Here is a 16,411-nt window from a genome sequence, read left to right as displayed (position 1 = left end):
CCTTGTCAGAGAGGAATATCCATGCGAAAGTTGATAAGTCAAATTTTTGCACCACTCATTGACGTAAAGATTTGCCTACACGCACACAGAACAAGTTAAGTTATCGCTTGTTGTCAGCTACCGTGCAGTAGCGAAGCACGAGCAAACCATAAGATAGAAGGAGGTCCAGCTGTGGATTGGCGTAGCCGTGCTGCTTGCTTGGATAAGGATCCAGAACTATTTTTCCCTGTTGGAAACACCGGGCCTGCTCTCTTGCAGATTGAAGAGGCAAAAACTGTTTGCCGCTCGTGCAAGGTTATTGACGTATGCCTCAAATGGGCTATCGAAACCGGTCAAGATTCTGGCGTTTGGGGAGGTACCAGCGAGGATGAGCGTCGTGCGATGAAACGCCGCGCCGCTCGTGCCCGCCGTGCTTCCTAACTATAAGCGCGTATTCTCAAAGCAGAAGCTCGGTGTCACTCCTACTTCCGGTAGGAGTGACACCGAGCTTCTGCTATTTTCTTCATACCACAGTACTACGTCGTACTAACTCAAGACGGCGTTGATAATAACGCGCGTGCCCGAAGGCTCATTCGCTTCCCAACGGATCGAGCCGTTAAGCTCACTGGCAACTAGCGTACGTACGATCTGCATTCCTAATCCTTCATGCTCCGCTGTAGGCCGGTATGCATCCGCACCAGATTCTTCGATGGGGTCATTCCCCATACCTCTACCGTTGTCCGTAATAATAACGGTCAGGGTATTATCCCCCTGCTCATTGATATTCCGGCGCCCTTCAAGAGTCACGCGCCCAGTTTCACCGTTCAGTCCATGCTCCACAGCATTTGCAACAACCTCGTTGATAACTAGGGCAAGCGGAGTGGCAAATTGACTGGGAAGTAGCCCAAAGTGTCCCAAGAGCTCTGTATCTACGGTCTGCCCGGGAGAAGCGAGCTCGGCAGCAATATGGAATTGCCGCTCGATAAGCTCATCAAAATCTACACTCTGCGTTAACCCCTGTGACAGGGCTTCATGCACCGTTGCAATTGTAGCCACGCGTCGCATAGCTTGTTCCAGTCCCTGCTTTGCTTCAGGTGTTGTCATACGTCGCGATTGCAACCGTAAAAGCGCCGAAACCGTTTGAAGATTATTCTTGACACGATGGTGAATCTCTCGGATTGTTGCGTCTTTTGTCATAAGCTCCAGCTCGCGGCGACGCAGTTCCGTGACATCACGGCACAAAATAAGTGCACCACGACGTTCCACCCGAAAAGTAGTGCTATGCACGAGCGGAATAGAACGCATCGTTACTCGGGTGCGGCCAATCGTAAGTTCAGTACGTATATCCGCACGGCCCGCTAAAACGAGCTGCAAAGTCTCATCAGCTTCCTCCCCAGAAGGAAGCATATCTCGGGTAACATCCGCCAGGTTGAGGTTCTCAAGATGGTCACCTAGCCCCAAGCGCGCATACATTGAGTTTGCATTGGGTGAGGCCAAAACGACCTGACCCTGTGGATTAATGACGATAATTCCATCAATAGCACGCGGATTACCACGAGTATTATTCTCCTGCGCCAGAGGATCAGGCCAAATACCAAGGTGAATCATCTCCAGCATATTCTCAGTAACCCAGTTATAGATTTCTTCAGCTTGAGACGACGCCCGCACTACAGTGGGAATCGTATGCATACTCAGAAGCGCAATAGTACGGCTATTACGCACTATCGGCACAAAGGTCACTTTCACTCCAGGGCGCATACTGGGCCCGGCTTCCATAACATGGTGGACAATCTTCTGGGTATGCCAAGATTTACGTGCTTCATCGCAGATATTATCGTCCATGGTGTGGTCCACAATATCGTGATGAAACAGAGTGTGAACGTTAGACGGGCGCACATGTGCTATTGCTGAAAACCCGCTGGACGCCGACGGTCCAGAAACGCTATCCGGCCCGCTCCCATCAGCCACCACATAGTCAGTGGGGAACCATACAACAAGGTCACTCTGAGCAATATCGGCAATAATCTGCCACTCCCCGATGATGAGGTGAATCCACTCGGTATCACCAGGACCGAAACCACCAGGGCTGAGATTACTCTCTGTAAAAGACATTGGGCTCTCCCAAGAAGTTGAATACGTCTAACCTATTCTACGGTTCAACCATGTTTTCTGGATATATGACGTGGAGAGTTTATAGTTTTTACGCCGTATTCATGCGCAATAGACCCTATTGTTACTTTTCGGTTTCGTATCCCGAGAAAAGGCTCACCTCAGTTTCCTAAGACCCAACGATGTGTATAGCTTGCGAATCCCAACAATAAGCGGGCTTCTGGGCGCATACTCCAGAAGAGTCTGCCCACGAAACCATGCCCGATCCACGGTTTTCCGGTCATACGGTAAAAACCCCGAAATAGGGTTTCGCGGCCCAAAACGCTGCCAGGTATTCGCCAGTTCTCGTTCCGCGTCCCGTCCGGTTGCCTCAGTACGAACCTTGTTGAGCCAGATATGAACCTTGGCAGTATCACGAAGCGTACAGGCGCCTTCATGCATTTGGTCATACGCACGGATCGTTCGAGGGATACCGATAATATCGGCGTTTCCCAGTAATACAATATGATCCGCCATTTCAAGAGCCGTTATAGCAGCACCATTGCGGCGGGGACCAGACTGCGCAAAACCAAGCTCGGCATCTGACTCAAGACATGCTGCTGTGTCAAGAATAATGACATCATAGCGATGCGCAAGCCACTTTATACTATCGCGGAGCGCACGCGTTCGCAGCTCAGGCCAGCGATCGGGACGAGTGATACCGCTCAAAAAATCAAGATAATACTTTCCCACCCGCAGAGTGCTAATTGCCTCATCGCTAATCTGGGTGTCAAGCTGCCCACGCTCGATAAAATGACACAGCTGTGCGATACCAGAATAATCGTCTAGAAGACCTAAAAGAGGACTTAATGAGGGGTTATAGGTATCGGCATCGACTAAGCATACACGCATCCCCTCAGCGGCAGCGCAGTTCGCTAGATTAAGCGCTAAAGTGCTACGCCCAGGCGCTCCCCCTGTACCCCACACAGCAACAATAGTTCCTCGATTTTCAGCTTCTACGGCCTCGGGTTGAGGCCCAGAAAACTGTGGATAGTATTGTCGGGGCGAATCTCTAAGTTCGTTCAGCGTCGGCTGCTGCATATTACTTTCAAAGTAAACAGAGGCTTCGTAACCCTCCTGAAGCTGCGACGCTTTTAATTGCTCTTGCGAAGGGCAAGACAATGGAAAGTCCATGCTGCTTTGTTCAGTCTGGCTTCTATTCGAGTTTACTAGAGCATAGCCGTATCCAGAAGTATCGGGATGCAGGTATTCTCCTGACCCGTTGTAGAGATTCTGCGTATCATATCCGTAGTGTCCGGAATATCCCGAGTCGTACCCATACCCGTTCTCCGCGTCTTGAGGAGTTATGCCGAGTTCCTGTTCAGGCTCAGCAGATGCCTCATCAAGTAGTTTTTCCACTATTGCTGGCAGTTGATGCGGTTCCGTATCTGTTGCAAGAGGCATAACAAGATCCGGAAGCGGAGTATCTTCAGGAACCAAAGCAATAAATTTTACATCTGCTTCGTCCAGTTCGTGCAGAATAGATACGGTAGCTTCCTGGGGCAGACCCACGCTGAGAATAGCACACGCTATTCCGGCGTGGGCATAGCCTAAAGCATCCGCAAAAGTATGAGCGCTTCGAGCAATGCTAACACGCCCCCGTTGAGATTCGATAGCGTTCAGGATGGTACCGTCGTCTCCTAAAAGTACCAGAGGGATATTATGGATCACTTAGTTCCCCTCAGATTTATACTCAATAGGCACAAGGGTAATTTTTGTCTCTGATGACATGGCATGCAGAATATCCGGTAGCTTTTCGGATTCTATCCAAAGCTGTACATTGGCATGCCCGTTCGCACCCAAAACTCCTTCATCAACCGCAATAGTTGATATTTCTGCATTCTGAACAAGAGGTTTTTGTTCAGACTCATTATCCTCGTTTTTACCTTCGCCCTCAGGCACTTTCTGCTTTTCCTTGCCGGAGGAGATGACCCAAATATCCACACGCTCGCCAGCTTTAAAAGTAGAAGCTATTCCACGATCAAGGGTTACCGTAACAAGCCGTCTGCGCTCCTGGATATTCTCGTGTGCAGATGCCGAGCTAATAAGCTCCCCCGCAGGAATTTGCCGCACAGCGATATACTTTCCTGATTCAAGTTGCTCACGTGAAAGATAGCGATCTTTACTATCACCCAGATTAACCTGTTTTTCAATCAGCATATCTGGAGTAATCTTTTGCCCAATAGAAATATCATTCTTCGCAGTGTAATATGTATAAGTCTGATTATTAATTCTAATAATTCCAATAACTCCCGCTATTGAAATCAGAATTAAGATAAGACCAACAATAAGCTTCGGGTCTTTAAAACCCGGCTTGTGCATACGCATACTACTTTCTTCAGATTGATGCATATTCGTTCTGGATATTTTATTATGCTTCACTGCATAGACCTTTCATCCGGAAGTGTCGCTACCCTAGCGGTTTGTAGCTGTTTTCTGCGCTTTCATCAGGGAGCAAGCGCCTAAATTATATAGCACCACACTGCACACCTTGAAAGCAATTATTACAACTTTGAGCGCGATATCATCTCTTTGCGTGCATAATATCTAAACTACAAACCTATGAATATGAGATGTGCAGCTAGATAATTTTTTCAGGCTTATGTACATAAATAAGCTGGCATAAGCCTATTTAGTAGACTATACTGAAACTACACATTAGCTGCTCCCCCAAGAGCACAAAGGGACCCAAAGACTCTGTAGCGGAAGGATTTTTTACCATGTCTGCACCACGTTTTTTGACACTCAGCGATGTCGCCGAAGAGTTGCAGGTGTCGTTGAGCCAGGTACGAGCACTCGTTCGTAGCGGTGAACTACCAGCAATTCAAATTGGTGGTCGCAACCAATGGCGTATTGAGCGCACACGCTTCGAAGAGTACATTAACGAACGCCACGAACAGACACTAGAAGCCATCGCCTCCGGCAAAATGACGAAAATCAAAGCCAACTAATTGACCGTCACAATAGCGCATATGTGGGATGTGGGGATTATCCTCACACCCCGTTCTTTATATGCCAGCGCATTGGAGTATGCGGAATAAGGTTCGCATGGAGATAACGTCATTTCGATAAAGTCTGCCCCAACTCGTGCGATAACACCTTCAAACATCGTGTTTACTGGCGAATCACAAGATACCCGCACTGGCTCTTGCGCCATCATCAAGGCGTAGCAAGCATCAGACGTGCTGAACCTATAGGCACGAGCCTGCACATCAACCTTGACCTTTGCCGCTTGATTTTCGCACTCCCACCACAGGATGCTCGATTCTGGAATAAGGATATTCTCTCGTCCTATGCTGAGTTGAATCCACCCCTGACCAATCGCTTCAAGACACCCTTCACGAACCGTCCCATCCGTGCCACAGACTTTTATCCTGCTCCCATGTTGAGCCGCACATCGCTCACGCATGGTCACCGCCAGATACTGCATGCGGGCACGTCGTTGTGCCTGGTTCTCAAGAGTCCGAAGCTGTTCCGCTTCAAACTGTATGTCTAAATCTCGGAATAATCGTTGCATTCTCATGCTATGAGCCTACTGCATTCTAAGGTTTTGAGGCATATTGCACCGCCACAAGCCCGAAAAATCAGCATTTCTTCGAGAATTATTACTAAATGATTAAGATTCTCCCCTTCAGATTTACACCGACTATGTAGGCGGGGTAAATATAACATATAAGGACATCAACGACTACCAACGCCAAGGGGGAATACGATGAAGTCACAAGCTCAGATGAGCGTCCTTGATGGAGTGCTTAGCATCGGCGTTCCCACGCTATCCGTTCTCTCAGGGGTGCTAGCGCATAGTGTTCGCGTTATATCTGTATCTTTGACGGGTTTGGAAAACGCTATGATGATAAGCGTTGAAGTCCTCTCTGCAGCCGTCATGCTCTGGTGGGCTCTTGGCGTTATCCTCGGTGTTGGATACCTTCTGAAAGTCAGAGCCGGTTCCATACGTCTGTATCACCGTGAGGATCGTGGAACTTTTCTGCTCCCCCGGTATATACGCAACACTATTCTTACTCTAGGCGGTGCAGCATTAGGTCTTAGCGCGGCATTTGCACCTGCACAGGCCGCAGATGCGCATCCGAATATCAGCAGCCCTGCAATATCTGCGCCGTCTCAGCTTTCGGATTCCCCTGCTGCCCACTCGGCTTCGTCGTCGTCAGAGGCATCTGTGGAAAATTCTACGCCCAGCACGGAGGCGAATGCTTCACCGCAGGAGTCAGCCGCAGAAACCCCTCAAGAGGTACCGTCTCAGAACTCTCCGTTCTACCAGGCTGCTGCCTCATCTCCGCAGGCTACTGGAGCCTCCGCTTCTCCTCATGAGTCTTCTGAGAGCCCGGCAGTACCCGTCCAGCAGCAACGTCCAAGTCTTTCACCCTACGCGCAGCCCTATGGTACACCGCCGCCAAACATATCTGCCGAACCGACGGTTCCCTCAACAACCCAGCCTCAAGCAGAACATCAGAATTTGAGCCCGTTCTTCGGCGGTCAACGAGAAGGCGCACCTTCCAGAGAGGTAGCACCAGCATCCCGAAACCACACTACGCGTTCCAGCCACCAAGTTGTTGTGGGTGATTCTCTCTGGTCCATTGCCTGCCACGAGCTGAGCGACGATGCCTCTCCTCCGGAGATTCTGGAATATTCCCTGAGAATCCACTCCGCCAACCTGGACGTTATGGGGGATAACCCCAATATCCTATATCCGGGTCAAACTCTCACATTGCCTGACCGATAAGTACGCTATTTTTCTTCTCGACCGATATGCCCAACCACTATACAAAGGAGCTAAATCATGACCGCTATCAATATTTCTCTTCACGATCTCTCCAAGAAGATCGAGAGCCATCTTCTCGAAGAAGCAGCCGCCAGAGCGCAACAGGATGATATTCCCGATGTACCACCATCGACCGCGCCAGGAAATCTTGTCCAATCACAATATGGAGTAGTCCTCTCCCCGATCAATATGTATGCTCAAGATCAACAGAATAGAAAAGCTCACCATATGTTGCCACAGAACACCGCTGTTAGGGCGCGCATTCGTTCCCGGAAAAGTGCATCTCACGGGCGACCTCTTAAGCGTTCCGATTCTGGAACCCTACGCATTGAGTCGCTTTGCGCAGGCATAGGTTTAGCGGTTCTTGAGGTTCTTATGAAAAAGCGATCCGCACAGCAGTTCAAACACTGGCTATCACCCGAATGCTTCACGGCGTTGGAACAGCGCCGTTGCTCGCAAGAGCAACATGCTAGTTATCTCGCTTTTACCAAGACCCCGCACGTAGCGCGGAGCCGTGCTCAAAGACTTAATGACGAGACATATGAGGCATGTATTATTCTCACGGACGGTGTTGTAACCAGGGCTATGGCAATGCGGGTGCAGGCTCGCTACGGCGGGTGGTATATTACTGCACTGCACTTTATCTAAACCGCATAACCAGATGTGGGCACCCCAAGCTTTTGGGAGTGCCCACATGCATGATGAAAATAGTGATGAAGCTGCTAGTCAGCGTTCTCTACGCGAACATCGGTGCCACCTTCTTCATTGGGTGCAGAGTACTGCAAGAACTTTGGGCGGCTCGGAGACTGAAGCTGCACCGCCGAGGCCTTGGTTCGCTGCTTCGACAAATCCAAATTGAAGAGGTAACTAACGGTCTCTTCGCGAATAGCGTCAAGCATAGCCTGGTACATGCTGTAGCCCTCACGCTGGTATTCCACTAGGGGGTCGCGTTGTGCCATCGCACGTAGTCCGATACCTTCTTTCAGGTAGTCCATCTCGTACAGATGTTCAGGCCAGCGTTCTCCAATAGTCGAGAGCATTACACGACGCTCAATCTCACGCATAGAATCTTCGCCTACAGATTCTTCGCGTTCATCGTAGACAAGATGCGCATCTGCAAGGATCTCTTTGACTATCTGGTCACGAGTAATCTGGGTTCGATCCCCGGCATCTTCCGCCAGGTCGTCGGCGGTAATACTGACGGGATAGATGCTCTCAAGAGCCTCCCACAAGTCGTCAAGGTCCCAATCTTCTGCGTGCCCTTCGCTAACACGTTCGTCAATAGCGGTCGTCAAGACCTCGTCCACAAAACCAGAGATCTGTTCCTTGAGATCGTCGCCGTGCAGAATCAGAGAACGGTCCTTATAGATGGCTTCACGCTGGCGGTTAAGAACATCATCGTATTTCAGCACGTTCTTACGCTGTTCTGCGTTACGTGACTCAACGTTTGACTGCGCAGTCGCGATAGCGCGTGTCACCAACTTCGAATCTAGAGAAGAATCTTCCGGAGCCATCGCCATGAGGCGGGTTGCAGCGCCGGTATTAAACAGACGCATAAGTTCGTCAGTGAGTGAAAGGTAGAACCGGGACTCGCCGGGGTCACCCTGACGACCAGAACGACCACGCAGCTGGTTATCGATGCGGCGCGACTCATGGCGTTCGGTACCTAGCACATAAAGACCACCAAGTTCCGTTACCTCATCGTGCTCGGTCGCTGCTTCTTCCTCGCACTGTTCCAGAATGTCGGGCCAGCGTTTCTCATATGCTTCAGAATCGCGGTTCGGGTCAAGACCCAATTCAGCCATCTTGGCGACAGCCTCGAATTCTGGGTTACCACCAAGCATAATATCGGTACCACGACCTGCCATGTTGGTAGCCACCGTTACGGCACCCTTGCGCCCTGCCTGAGCCACGATGTGAGCCTCACGCTCATTGTTCTTGGCGTTCAATACCTCATGGCGCACGCCTTCTTTTGCAAGTTGACGCGAGAGGTACTCCGACTTCTCAACGCTCGTCGTACCCACCAGAATAGGCTGTCCCTTTTCATGGCGTTTCTTAATGTCTTTAACAACGGCTTTGAACTTGGCTACCTCGTTACGGTACACCTTATCCGGGTTGTCAATACGCTGCACATCCTTATTCGTGGGAATAGTAACAACACCCAGCTCGTAGGTGCTCATAAATTCAGAAGCCTCAGTCTCCGCAGTACCAGTCATGCCGGAAAGCTTATCGTACATGCGGAAATAGTTCTGCAAGGTTACGGTTGCCATCGTCTGGTTTTCAGGCTTAATTTCGACGCCTTCTTTAGCCTCAATAGCCTGATGGATACCATCGTTATAGCGGCGTCCAGGAAGAATACGACCAGTGTGCTCATCCACGATCAGGACTTCACCGTCGATCACCACATAGTCTTTATTATTGGTAAACAGCTCTTTCGCTTTGATGGAGTTATTCAAGAAACCTATAAGCGGAGTATTCCTGGATTCGTACAGGTTCTTAATACCCAAATGGTCTTCAACTTTATCGATGCCAGATTCGAGAATACCGACGGTGCGTTTTTTCTCGTCTACCTCGTAATCTTCATCTTCTTTAAGAACGTTTTTTGCGATGCGCGCGAATTCACCGTACCAACGGTTCGCCTCACCTGCAGCTGGCCCCGAGATAATAAGAGGGGTACGCGCCTCGTCAATCAAGATCGAATCGACCTCATCAATAATGGCAAAGTTATGCCCGCGCTGTACCTGCTCGTCAACGGTCCATGCCATATTGTCACGCAGGTAATCGAAGCCAAACTCGTTATTCGTACCGTAGGTAATATCGGCTTCATACTGTTTACGGCGTTGGTCCGGGTCCATCGACGAGAGAATCACGCCAGATTCCATACCAAGGAACCGGTAGACACGACCCATCAGATTCGCCTGGTATTCGGCAAGGTAATCATTCACCGTCACCACGTGCACGCCTTTGCCACTGAGTGCGTTTAGGTATGCGGGCAGAGTTGCGACAAGAGTTTTACCCTCACCGGTTTTCATCTCAGCGATATTTCCCAAATGCAGGGCAGCTCCGCCCATAACCTGAACCTTGTAGTGACGTTTTCCAAGGGTACGCTTAGATGCTTCCCGGACAACAGCGAAGGCTTCAGGAAGCATAATATCCAGGGATTCGCCGTCCTCAATTCGGGCACGGAACTTATCGGTCTCGCCGCGAAGCTCGGCATCGGTCATAGACGCGAAACTATCCTCAAGCGAATCGACCGCCGCGCTATACGCTTCTAACTGTCGAAGAATTTTTTTATCGCCAGTGCGGAGGATTTTCTCTAAGAAAGATGCCACTGAGCTTCTACTCCTTGTTGTCTTCGTCCCCTCATGAGGGCGACACAAAATGCGCCCACGGCTTGAGGCTTTCCTAACTATTGTAGGGCAGAGGTATCCATCTGACAGTCACAGTCCTCATTTTTACGCTCTGCGCGGGTAGAAATAATAATTATTTTCCTCACAGGAATATAGCAGAACCCGAAACACTCGCTTGAAAGAAAGCATTTCGGGTTCTAAATCTAAATGAGTATTAATAATGAGGAGTGTCGTCTACTCTTCGGTGAGAGTGATAATACCGTAGCTCCATCCTTTACGGCGATATGCGGCTGCCGGTGCTCCTGTTTCTTTGTCAATATAAAGGTAGAAGTCATGACCAACGAGCTCCATACGATCCACGGCTTCTGCCGGAGTCAGCTTTTCACCTACAAAACTCTTGTGACGAATCTCAATTGGTGAAGCTGCTTCATCGACGAGGGTAACTTCGCTATTGTCGAAGGCTGCTTCTTCAACAGGAACATCGGGTAGCAAAATTTCCGTAATCGTCTCGGTAACCGTAGGAAGCGATCCTGTAGCATCTGCGACAGAAACAGGATGCTTACCACCATGTTTGCGTAGCTTACGACGATCACGTGCTCGACGCAGGCGTTCCAAGAGCTTTCCATAAGTCTCATCAAAGACCGCAAATTTATCATGTCCTTGGGCTTCTGCACGAAGCACCGGTCCACGTCCAACAACGGTAATCTCAACACGAATTGACTCGCCACCAAGATGGCCATCTTTAGTAACTTTGACGTCGATATCGCTCACGTTGTCGCCAAGCTGCTCGAACTTTTCGACCTTCTCTTCGATATATTCACGAAGACGATCCGAAATCTTGATATTACGTCCGTAGATGTTGACTTCCACGATATTTCCCTCCAAAGTGTGGGGGTTATGCACCGTACTCGGTTGAGTTCGATACCGGGAGCCCGTCCTTGAGGCTCCTTGTCATTATTTTATTACATTCTTATGGTGCATGTCACCGGAAATGACAATTATTTTCGTAGTACGAACACTGTGTATCAAAACGCAGAATAGCCTTAGTCCGGGTGTACCATAAGGGCTTCCTCGTCCACTTTTTTCTGCATCGACACAGCGGCTACACAGGCTGCTCCCAGAACTCTCGCGCCACCCTGGCGCAAGACTCGTGATGCTTCAAACACGGTGGCACCGGTAGTCATCACATCATCGCATACAATGCACAGTGCCCCAGCTACACTTGCTCTGGGTGACACCCGCATCGCTCCCTCCATACGCTGGGCTCGCGCGCTAGCTCCGAGCGTTTTCTGTCCTGCTGTATTCGGTCTTATTAAACGCTGGTATATGTTTTCTTTTTCTAAACTCAAGATATGATGTGTCTTCACCCGCACTTTACGTCTGTGCAGAGCTACAGAACGATTGAGCTCGTGTTCTACCTGTCGCACAAGCAACTCAGCCGGTACGTAACCACGACGCTGCACGCTACGTTGTGATGAAGGGACGGGTATCAATAAGATGCGCGTTCCTGCGGGAACCTGCGCACGGTCAATAATCGTTGCCACGGCCCTGCCCAATCCACGCGCTAGCTCAGGAACCGCATCAGTACGACCCGCATTCTTCATGGAGAGGATTACATGCGCGAGTGTTTTCTCATAGATACCTGCTGCAACCGCTCCCGGTACGGGGTGCTGCAGCACAGGAGTATGCACGGCAAAGGTTTGTTTTCTCAGTGAAGTCTCGCACCGAGAGCACAAAGCCCGGCGAGTACCGGCAGCATCTAAAAGTGCCGTACCGCCTACACCGCATCCGACACATGTTGCCGGAAAGAACAGCTCCCACGCCGCGTAAAGAGCCTTTTTACCTCTCATTCGAGGTGTTTTATCCATTGCTCTTTTACCCTGCGTACGTAATCTCACTCAGCGGACCACTTATGGGTTTCCAGCCGCGCTCTTCCAGAAGATAGCACTCTCCCGTATCAACGTGCCCAATAATATGACCGCTGTCCCCTGCCGCAGACATAGAGCGCAGTCCCTCCAACCGGTCCAGCTTTGTCTCCTCGCTATTGAGAGAGGTTAGTTCTGCTTCCCCTGTGGTTGTATTGACGACGGCAAGGGTCTGTTCCCCCGCCCAATCTACACAATGGGGAGATACAGAGGCGTTAACCCGCACTAATTCGGTAAAACTACGCGGTTTACCGCTCTCATCACGTATAATCCCCGAGATAATCAGCATCGACGTATCATCTCGGGAGGCGATGAATGCACCACGTGTACCATCCCGCGAAATTTTAAGAGAGTTAAAAACAAGGCCATTTCGCCAGGGCACAGAGATATTAAGACCTTTTTCTCTTTCCTCAACGCTATCGGATGCAGGGTTAAAGGCGCGCACCGTTCCGCTATGATCGGTAGCCCATACCCATCCATAATGGTCAATGCTGGGGCGAGATAGGTCGCGTGTTTCCCAAACTTTTGAGGAATTTGTATCGCGCACTGTATAAAGCTTTTTACGCCCCTCACTTAAATAAGCGTAGGTAGTGCCGTCATATCCGATAGTTGGTGCCGAAGGATCCTTGATTTTTTCCACTAGCGTGCGCTGCGAATCTCCAGCGTCAAAATCACGCTGTGTTACTAAACGGTCCTCATTAAGCGCCACAACTTTGGTATTAGGCTGCGTTACCAAAGATATTTCATGGAATCCTTCTGGCTTATCTGATGATGAAATTTCGTGACCGTTATAACAGAAAACTACAGTCTCAACATCCCTAAAATTGCTGACAAGATGCACAATCTGTTGGCGTAAACGAGCTAACTGAAGTTCACCTATAGATTCGCCTCCGAAATCAATCTTTATCGTATGCTTTTCAGCGTTAAAGTTGACCTCGTTAATTTTCATGGACTCCTGGGTCGCCGAGAACACAGATTCTTTGAGATACTTTGCTGGTCCCGCTATTAGGGTCTGGGCCAACGTTTTAAAAATCTCATCGCGATGTGCGAACCAGCGTAAATCTGGCACCGCGTAGGTATAACTGGGATCATAATAATACAGACGGTAAGCTTTGAAAGATCGATAAAATTCACTGGTGTCAAGCCACAGCCCTGAGGGACAATTCTTGATACGCCATTCACCGTTTTCCTGCACCATTTCAAATGTTTCCGGTTCTGAGTTAGGAGTATCAGTTGAGAAAGAGGTACTGGTCAAGCCTCGGTCATCTACAAGACCGCTTTGCGTAACAGACACCTTATAAATATCGTTTTCACCGCGCGTAATACGTGCAGTTTCAAAATATACACGAGTCCATTCCAGTGGATTCCATCGTTGTGCGAACTCGGTCGTTAGATACTCTCGTGCTATTCCATAATTATCGGAACTATCGACCCCGGCGCGTAAAAATCCTTCAATAATACTTTCCGGAGTGCCACCAGCCTGTGGACTGATAGCCCGCGCTGCAGCCCTCCTCTCTTCTCTGCTGTTGAGATTATCAGAGTGCCGATGAATTCCCTCTGAAGCAGGTAGACCGGAACAAGCCTGCATCAATAAAGCAATACTTCCGACTCCGCCCAGAAGCATCGTGCGGCGTGAAAGAGTGGGCAGGGTCTCTGACAGCATTTGTTTGTGCGAAGAGTTTTGAAATATTCTGCGCATTATACCTGTCCTTCAGATGCATCATCTTGAGTTGCATGACGGGTTTTACGCAATGATGTCGAGAGAGTATCGCCCGCAAGAGCGCTGTGAGCATATGCCTCTGGCTCAGGTTCTCCGGTAATCAAGACCGGGGAAGGACCGAGCTCTCCCCCATGAACAAGTGGCAGGTTCATCGTGAAGCAAGCACCTTTTCCTTTCATACCCCAAGCCTCAATACGCCCGCCATGCAAACGTACATCCTCGGCGGTAATAGACAAGCCCAATCCGGTACCCCCTAGAGTGCGTTTGCGTGAGGTATCTGCACGCCAGAAACGGTTGAAGACCTGTGCCGCTTCCTCCTCACTCAAGCCGATGCCATGATCGCGTACCGCCACACCCAAGTTTGTTGCATTGGTAGCGATGTAAATATCGACGGGCTTGGATTCACCGTGCTCAATAGCGTTAAAGAGGAGATTACGCAAAACACGTTCAATGCGAACCCTATCGATATCAATATCAATATGCGCCTGCTCAGAATGCACAATAAGCCTGGTTCCGGTACGTTCCAGATGCGGGATAACTTCGACCAAAACATCGTTAAGAACACTCATAAAGTCTTCAGCGTCGATGTTCAAAACGGCGCTGCCTGCATCAAAGCGCGAAATTTCCAGAAGGTCAGAAAGCAAGGCTTGGAAGCGATCCACCTGGTTATGCATAAGCTCCACACTGCGCGACTGCACAGGATTGAGGGTGTCACGCGAGTCATAAAGGAGTTCGCTGCTCAGCCGTACCGTCGACAACGGTGTACGCAGCTCATGCGACACATCCGAGACGAATCGCTGCTGCAGCGTCGATAGTCTCTCCAGCTGTGTAATCTGATCCTGCAGACTATCCGCCATTTTATTAAAGGAAATTCCTAATCGCGCAGCCTGATGTTTACCGCGAACACTAACGCGTCGATTCAGGTCACCGGCAGCAAGTTTCTCTGCCGTGATCGCAGTCAGGGTAATCGGTCGCACCGCTAAACGGGTTACAAACCACACAATTGAAAGCACCAGAATCAACAGCACTGTAAACCCTGTACCAAGCACAACGTTGATATATGTAATGGTGGAGGATGATTCGCTAAGATCATAAACCACGAACAACCCGTAATCAGGGTTCTGAGGTATAGAAACACTTGTACCAATAATCAGAGCGGGATAGGGTTCACCATTAGATTTTTCCGGTTCTGATAGGTCTTTCTTCTCCCAAAATACTCCACCTGGAGAATCTCGCACAGTTGATTTAAAATCCTCAGGTATCGTCGCGGCATCTAACGCATTGTCACCGCTTTGTTCAGGGATAAACCCTTTCTTGGACTGTTGGTCTAAAGGCACCAAAACCCAACGCCTCTGGGTATCGCCGCTCGCGTCCAAAAGGGTAAGTGCACGGGTGACGTTACGGCGGATTTCACTATCGGTACGTGCTTCCGAAGAACCATCAAAAACGCTCTGAACATTGTCGAATCCCTTAATAGATTCTTCTAACGCCTGGTTCTTTTTATTCTCAAAAAGCGATGTTGCAATCTGGTTAGACAGCGAGGTTCCTACCGCTATAAAAGCAATAAGCATCATGATGCCCGCGCTGGTCACGGACCGAAATTGCAGAGAATGAACCCACAACCGGTGAATTGCGCGGAATGGGTTGAGGGTTCGCTTTTTCCGGGGCTTAGACTTAGCGTCCAAGTCCCGACTATCGGAGGCTCCAGAGGTTGCGTCAGGTGTGGGCATAGGCAAAGTTACTTTCCAGACATGAAGATGCGCATAGCGGACTGAAATATCACGTTAGGCGGCACCTCCAACGTTCTCTAGGGGTACTTTATATCCGACGCCGCGCACCGTTTGGATAACCTGTTCGGCACCAATATCCGTAAACTTCGCGCGAAGACGCTGCACGTGAACGTTTACCAAAGAATCGCTCACATCGCTGTAGCCCCAAACAGTCTCTAACAGCTCTTGACGGCTCATGGCCTGCCCCGGACGGCGAACCAAAGCTGCAAGCAGGTCGAATTCCAAAGGTGTCATAGGCACTTCAACACCTTTATACTTGAGGGTTCGGCCATCCATATCCATGATGGTATCTCCCACCCGCACCACCAACTGGCGGCTCTCACGCGGGCGCAAACGAGCACGGATACGGGCCATAAGCTCAAGATGTTTGAAGGGCTTTGCGATGTAATCGTCAGCGCCAGCTTCCAGCCCTTTTACCACATCTTCAGTATCGCTTTTAGCAGTCAGCATGATGATAGGCACATTAGATGACGAACGGATCTGCTCACAGACTTCGATACCGCTCTTCCCCGGAAGCATGAGGTCCAGCAATACCAAATCTGGTGAATGCCGCATAAACGTCTCAAAGGCGCGAGAACCGTTTTCGCAAAAAACTGCGTTATATCCTTCCTGTGCCAGGACAATGCCGATCATTTCTGCAAGAGCGTCATCATCATCAACGACCAGGACGGTCGAGGTGGTGGTGGTCATGGCGTCTCTCCTCTATATTATTCGGTGATTAT

General features: G+C 49.8%; 14 protein-coding genes. 4 read left to right on the top strand and 10 right to left on the bottom strand.

Annotated elements, in window-relative coordinates; all coding sequences use genetic code 11:
- Positions 1 to 171 precede the first annotated feature (171 nt).
- Positions 172 to 420 (top strand): WhiB family transcriptional regulator, encoded by a 249-nt coding sequence (locus HMPREF2981_RS07295; protein WP_070661983.1) that lies wholly within the window; start codon positions 172 to 174, stop codon positions 418 to 420.
- Positions 421 to 525: 105 nt separating this feature from the next.
- Here the strand turns inward: HMPREF2981_RS07295 and HMPREF2981_RS07290 are convergent, their stop codons facing one another.
- The 3 genes from HMPREF2981_RS07290 to HMPREF2981_RS07280 all read right to left on the bottom strand — a co-directional run bounded on the left by HMPREF2981_RS07290 (position 526) and on the right by HMPREF2981_RS07280 (position 4,509).
- A complete protein-coding gene (locus HMPREF2981_RS07290; RefSeq protein WP_048779101.1) occupies positions 526 to 2,091 on the bottom strand; it encodes a sensor histidine kinase in 1,566 nt (521 codons plus the stop codon).
- 153 nt (positions 2,092 to 2,244) lie between these two features.
- The gene (locus HMPREF2981_RS07285) at positions 2,245 to 3,798 is read right to left on the bottom strand and encodes a CpaE/TadZ family protein (RefSeq protein WP_070661980.1); all 1,554 of its coding nucleotides are present in this window, start codon (positions 3,796 to 3,798) and stop codon (positions 2,245 to 2,247) included.
- Positions 3,799 to 4,509 carry an SAF domain-containing protein gene (locus tag HMPREF2981_RS07280; protein ID WP_246825381.1) on the bottom strand — a complete coding sequence of 237 codons (711 nt, stop codon included), beginning with the start codon at positions 4,507 to 4,509 and terminating at the stop codon, positions 3,799 to 3,801.
- A 338-nt stretch (positions 4,510 to 4,847) separates the two neighbouring features.
- Here HMPREF2981_RS07280 and HMPREF2981_RS07275 point away from each other — a divergent pair, with 338 nt between their 5' ends.
- The gene (locus HMPREF2981_RS07275; RefSeq protein WP_004005036.1) at positions 4,848 to 5,078 is read left to right on the top strand and encodes a helix-turn-helix domain-containing protein; all 231 of its coding nucleotides are present in this window, start codon (positions 4,848 to 4,850) and stop codon (positions 5,076 to 5,078) included.
- Here HMPREF2981_RS07275 and HMPREF2981_RS07270 read toward each other — a convergent pair.
- Entirely contained in the window at positions 5,075 to 5,644 is a 570-nt protein-coding gene (locus tag HMPREF2981_RS07270) for a hypothetical protein (RefSeq protein WP_083313892.1), read from the bottom strand. The two genes, HMPREF2981_RS07275 and HMPREF2981_RS07270, sit on opposite strands and share 4 nt — an antisense overlap.
- Positions 5,645 to 5,839: 195 nt before the next feature.
- Here HMPREF2981_RS07270 and HMPREF2981_RS07265 point away from each other — a divergent pair, with 195 nt between their 5' ends.
- The gene (locus HMPREF2981_RS07265) at positions 5,840 to 6,865 is read left to right on the top strand and encodes a LysM peptidoglycan-binding domain-containing protein (protein WP_070661971.1); all 1,026 of its coding nucleotides are present in this window, start codon (positions 5,840 to 5,842) and stop codon (positions 6,863 to 6,865) included.
- Positions 6,866 to 6,922: 57 nt separating this feature from the next.
- On the top strand, positions 6,923 to 7,552 hold the full coding sequence (locus tag HMPREF2981_RS07260) for an Rv3235 family protein (RefSeq protein ID WP_070661968.1): 630 nt from the start codon (positions 6,923 to 6,925) through the stop codon (positions 7,550 to 7,552).
- A gap of 74 nt (positions 7,553 to 7,626) precedes the next feature.
- Here the strand turns inward: HMPREF2981_RS07260 and secA are convergent, their stop codons facing one another.
- The 6 genes from secA to mtrA all read right to left on the bottom strand — a co-directional run bounded on the left by secA (position 7,627) and on the right by mtrA (position 16,379).
- Positions 7,627 to 10,236 carry a preprotein translocase subunit SecA gene (gene secA, locus HMPREF2981_RS07255; RefSeq protein ID WP_070661965.1) on the bottom strand — a complete coding sequence of 870 codons (2,610 nt, stop codon included), beginning with the start codon at positions 10,234 to 10,236 and terminating at the stop codon, positions 7,627 to 7,629.
- Positions 10,237 to 10,488: 252 nt separating this feature from the next.
- Positions 10,489 to 11,124 carry a ribosome hibernation-promoting factor, HPF/YfiA family gene (hpf, locus tag HMPREF2981_RS07250; RefSeq protein ID WP_048779105.1) on the bottom strand — a complete coding sequence of 212 codons (636 nt, stop codon included), beginning with the start codon at positions 11,122 to 11,124 and terminating at the stop codon, positions 10,489 to 10,491.
- A gap of 173 nt (positions 11,125 to 11,297) precedes the next feature.
- Positions 11,298 to 11,945 carry a ComF family protein gene (locus HMPREF2981_RS07245; protein WP_239668161.1) on the bottom strand — a complete coding sequence of 216 codons (648 nt, stop codon included), beginning with the start codon at positions 11,943 to 11,945 and terminating at the stop codon, positions 11,298 to 11,300.
- Positions 11,946 to 12,129: 184 nt separating this feature from the next.
- Positions 12,130 to 13,878, bottom strand: a complete 1,749-nt coding sequence (locus tag HMPREF2981_RS07240; protein WP_048779107.1) for an LpqB family beta-propeller domain-containing protein — start codon at positions 13,876 to 13,878, stop codon at positions 12,130 to 12,132.
- Entirely contained in the window at positions 13,878 to 15,629 is a 1,752-nt protein-coding gene (mtrB, locus tag HMPREF2981_RS07235) for an MtrAB system histidine kinase MtrB (protein WP_004005046.1), read from the bottom strand. Before mtrB ends, HMPREF2981_RS07240 begins: the two co-directional genes overlap by 1 nt.
- Before the next feature lie 54 nt (positions 15,630 to 15,683).
- Positions 15,684 to 16,379 carry an MtrAB system response regulator MtrA gene (gene mtrA, locus HMPREF2981_RS07230; protein WP_013397424.1) on the bottom strand — a complete coding sequence of 232 codons (696 nt, stop codon included), beginning with the start codon at positions 16,377 to 16,379 and terminating at the stop codon, positions 15,684 to 15,686.
- Positions 16,380 to 16,411 lie beyond the last annotated feature (32 nt).

Source organism: Rothia sp. HMSC069C01 (assembly GCF_001814655.1).
Lineage (GTDB): Bacteria > Actinomycetota > Actinomycetes > Actinomycetales > Micrococcaceae > Rothia > Rothia dentocariosa.
This window is presented reverse-complemented; position numbering and strand designations above follow the sequence as displayed.

What these genes read in the sequence shown, in the direction of transcription:
- mtrB (WP_004005046.1), bottom strand. Translation starts at nt 15,629, where the DNA reads ATGCCCACACCTGACGCAACCTCTGGAGCCTCCGATAGTCGGGACTTG.
- HMPREF2981_RS07260 (WP_070661968.1), top strand. Translation starts at nt 6,923, where the DNA reads ATGACCGCTATCAATATTTCTCTTCACGATCTCTCCAAGAAGATCGAG.
- HMPREF2981_RS07240 (WP_048779107.1), bottom strand. Translation starts at nt 13,878, where the DNA reads ATGCGCAGAATATTTCAAAACTCTTCGCACAAACAAATGCTGTCAGAG.
- HMPREF2981_RS07290 (WP_048779101.1), bottom strand. Translation starts at nt 2,091, where the DNA reads ATGTCTTTTACAGAGAGTAATCTCAGCCCTGGTGGTTTCGGTCCTGGT.
- HMPREF2981_RS07270 (WP_083313892.1), bottom strand. Translation starts at nt 5,644, where the DNA reads ATGCAACGATTATTCCGAGATTTAGACATACAGTTTGAAGCGGAACAG.
- HMPREF2981_RS07265 (WP_070661971.1), top strand. Translation starts at nt 5,840, where the DNA reads ATGAAGTCACAAGCTCAGATGAGCGTCCTTGATGGAGTGCTTAGCATC.
- HMPREF2981_RS07275 (WP_004005036.1), top strand. Translation starts at nt 4,848, where the DNA reads ATGTCTGCACCACGTTTTTTGACACTCAGCGATGTCGCCGAAGAGTTG.
- mtrA (WP_013397424.1), bottom strand. Translation starts at nt 16,379, where the DNA reads ATGACCACCACCACCTCGACCGTCCTGGTCGTTGATGATGATGACGCT.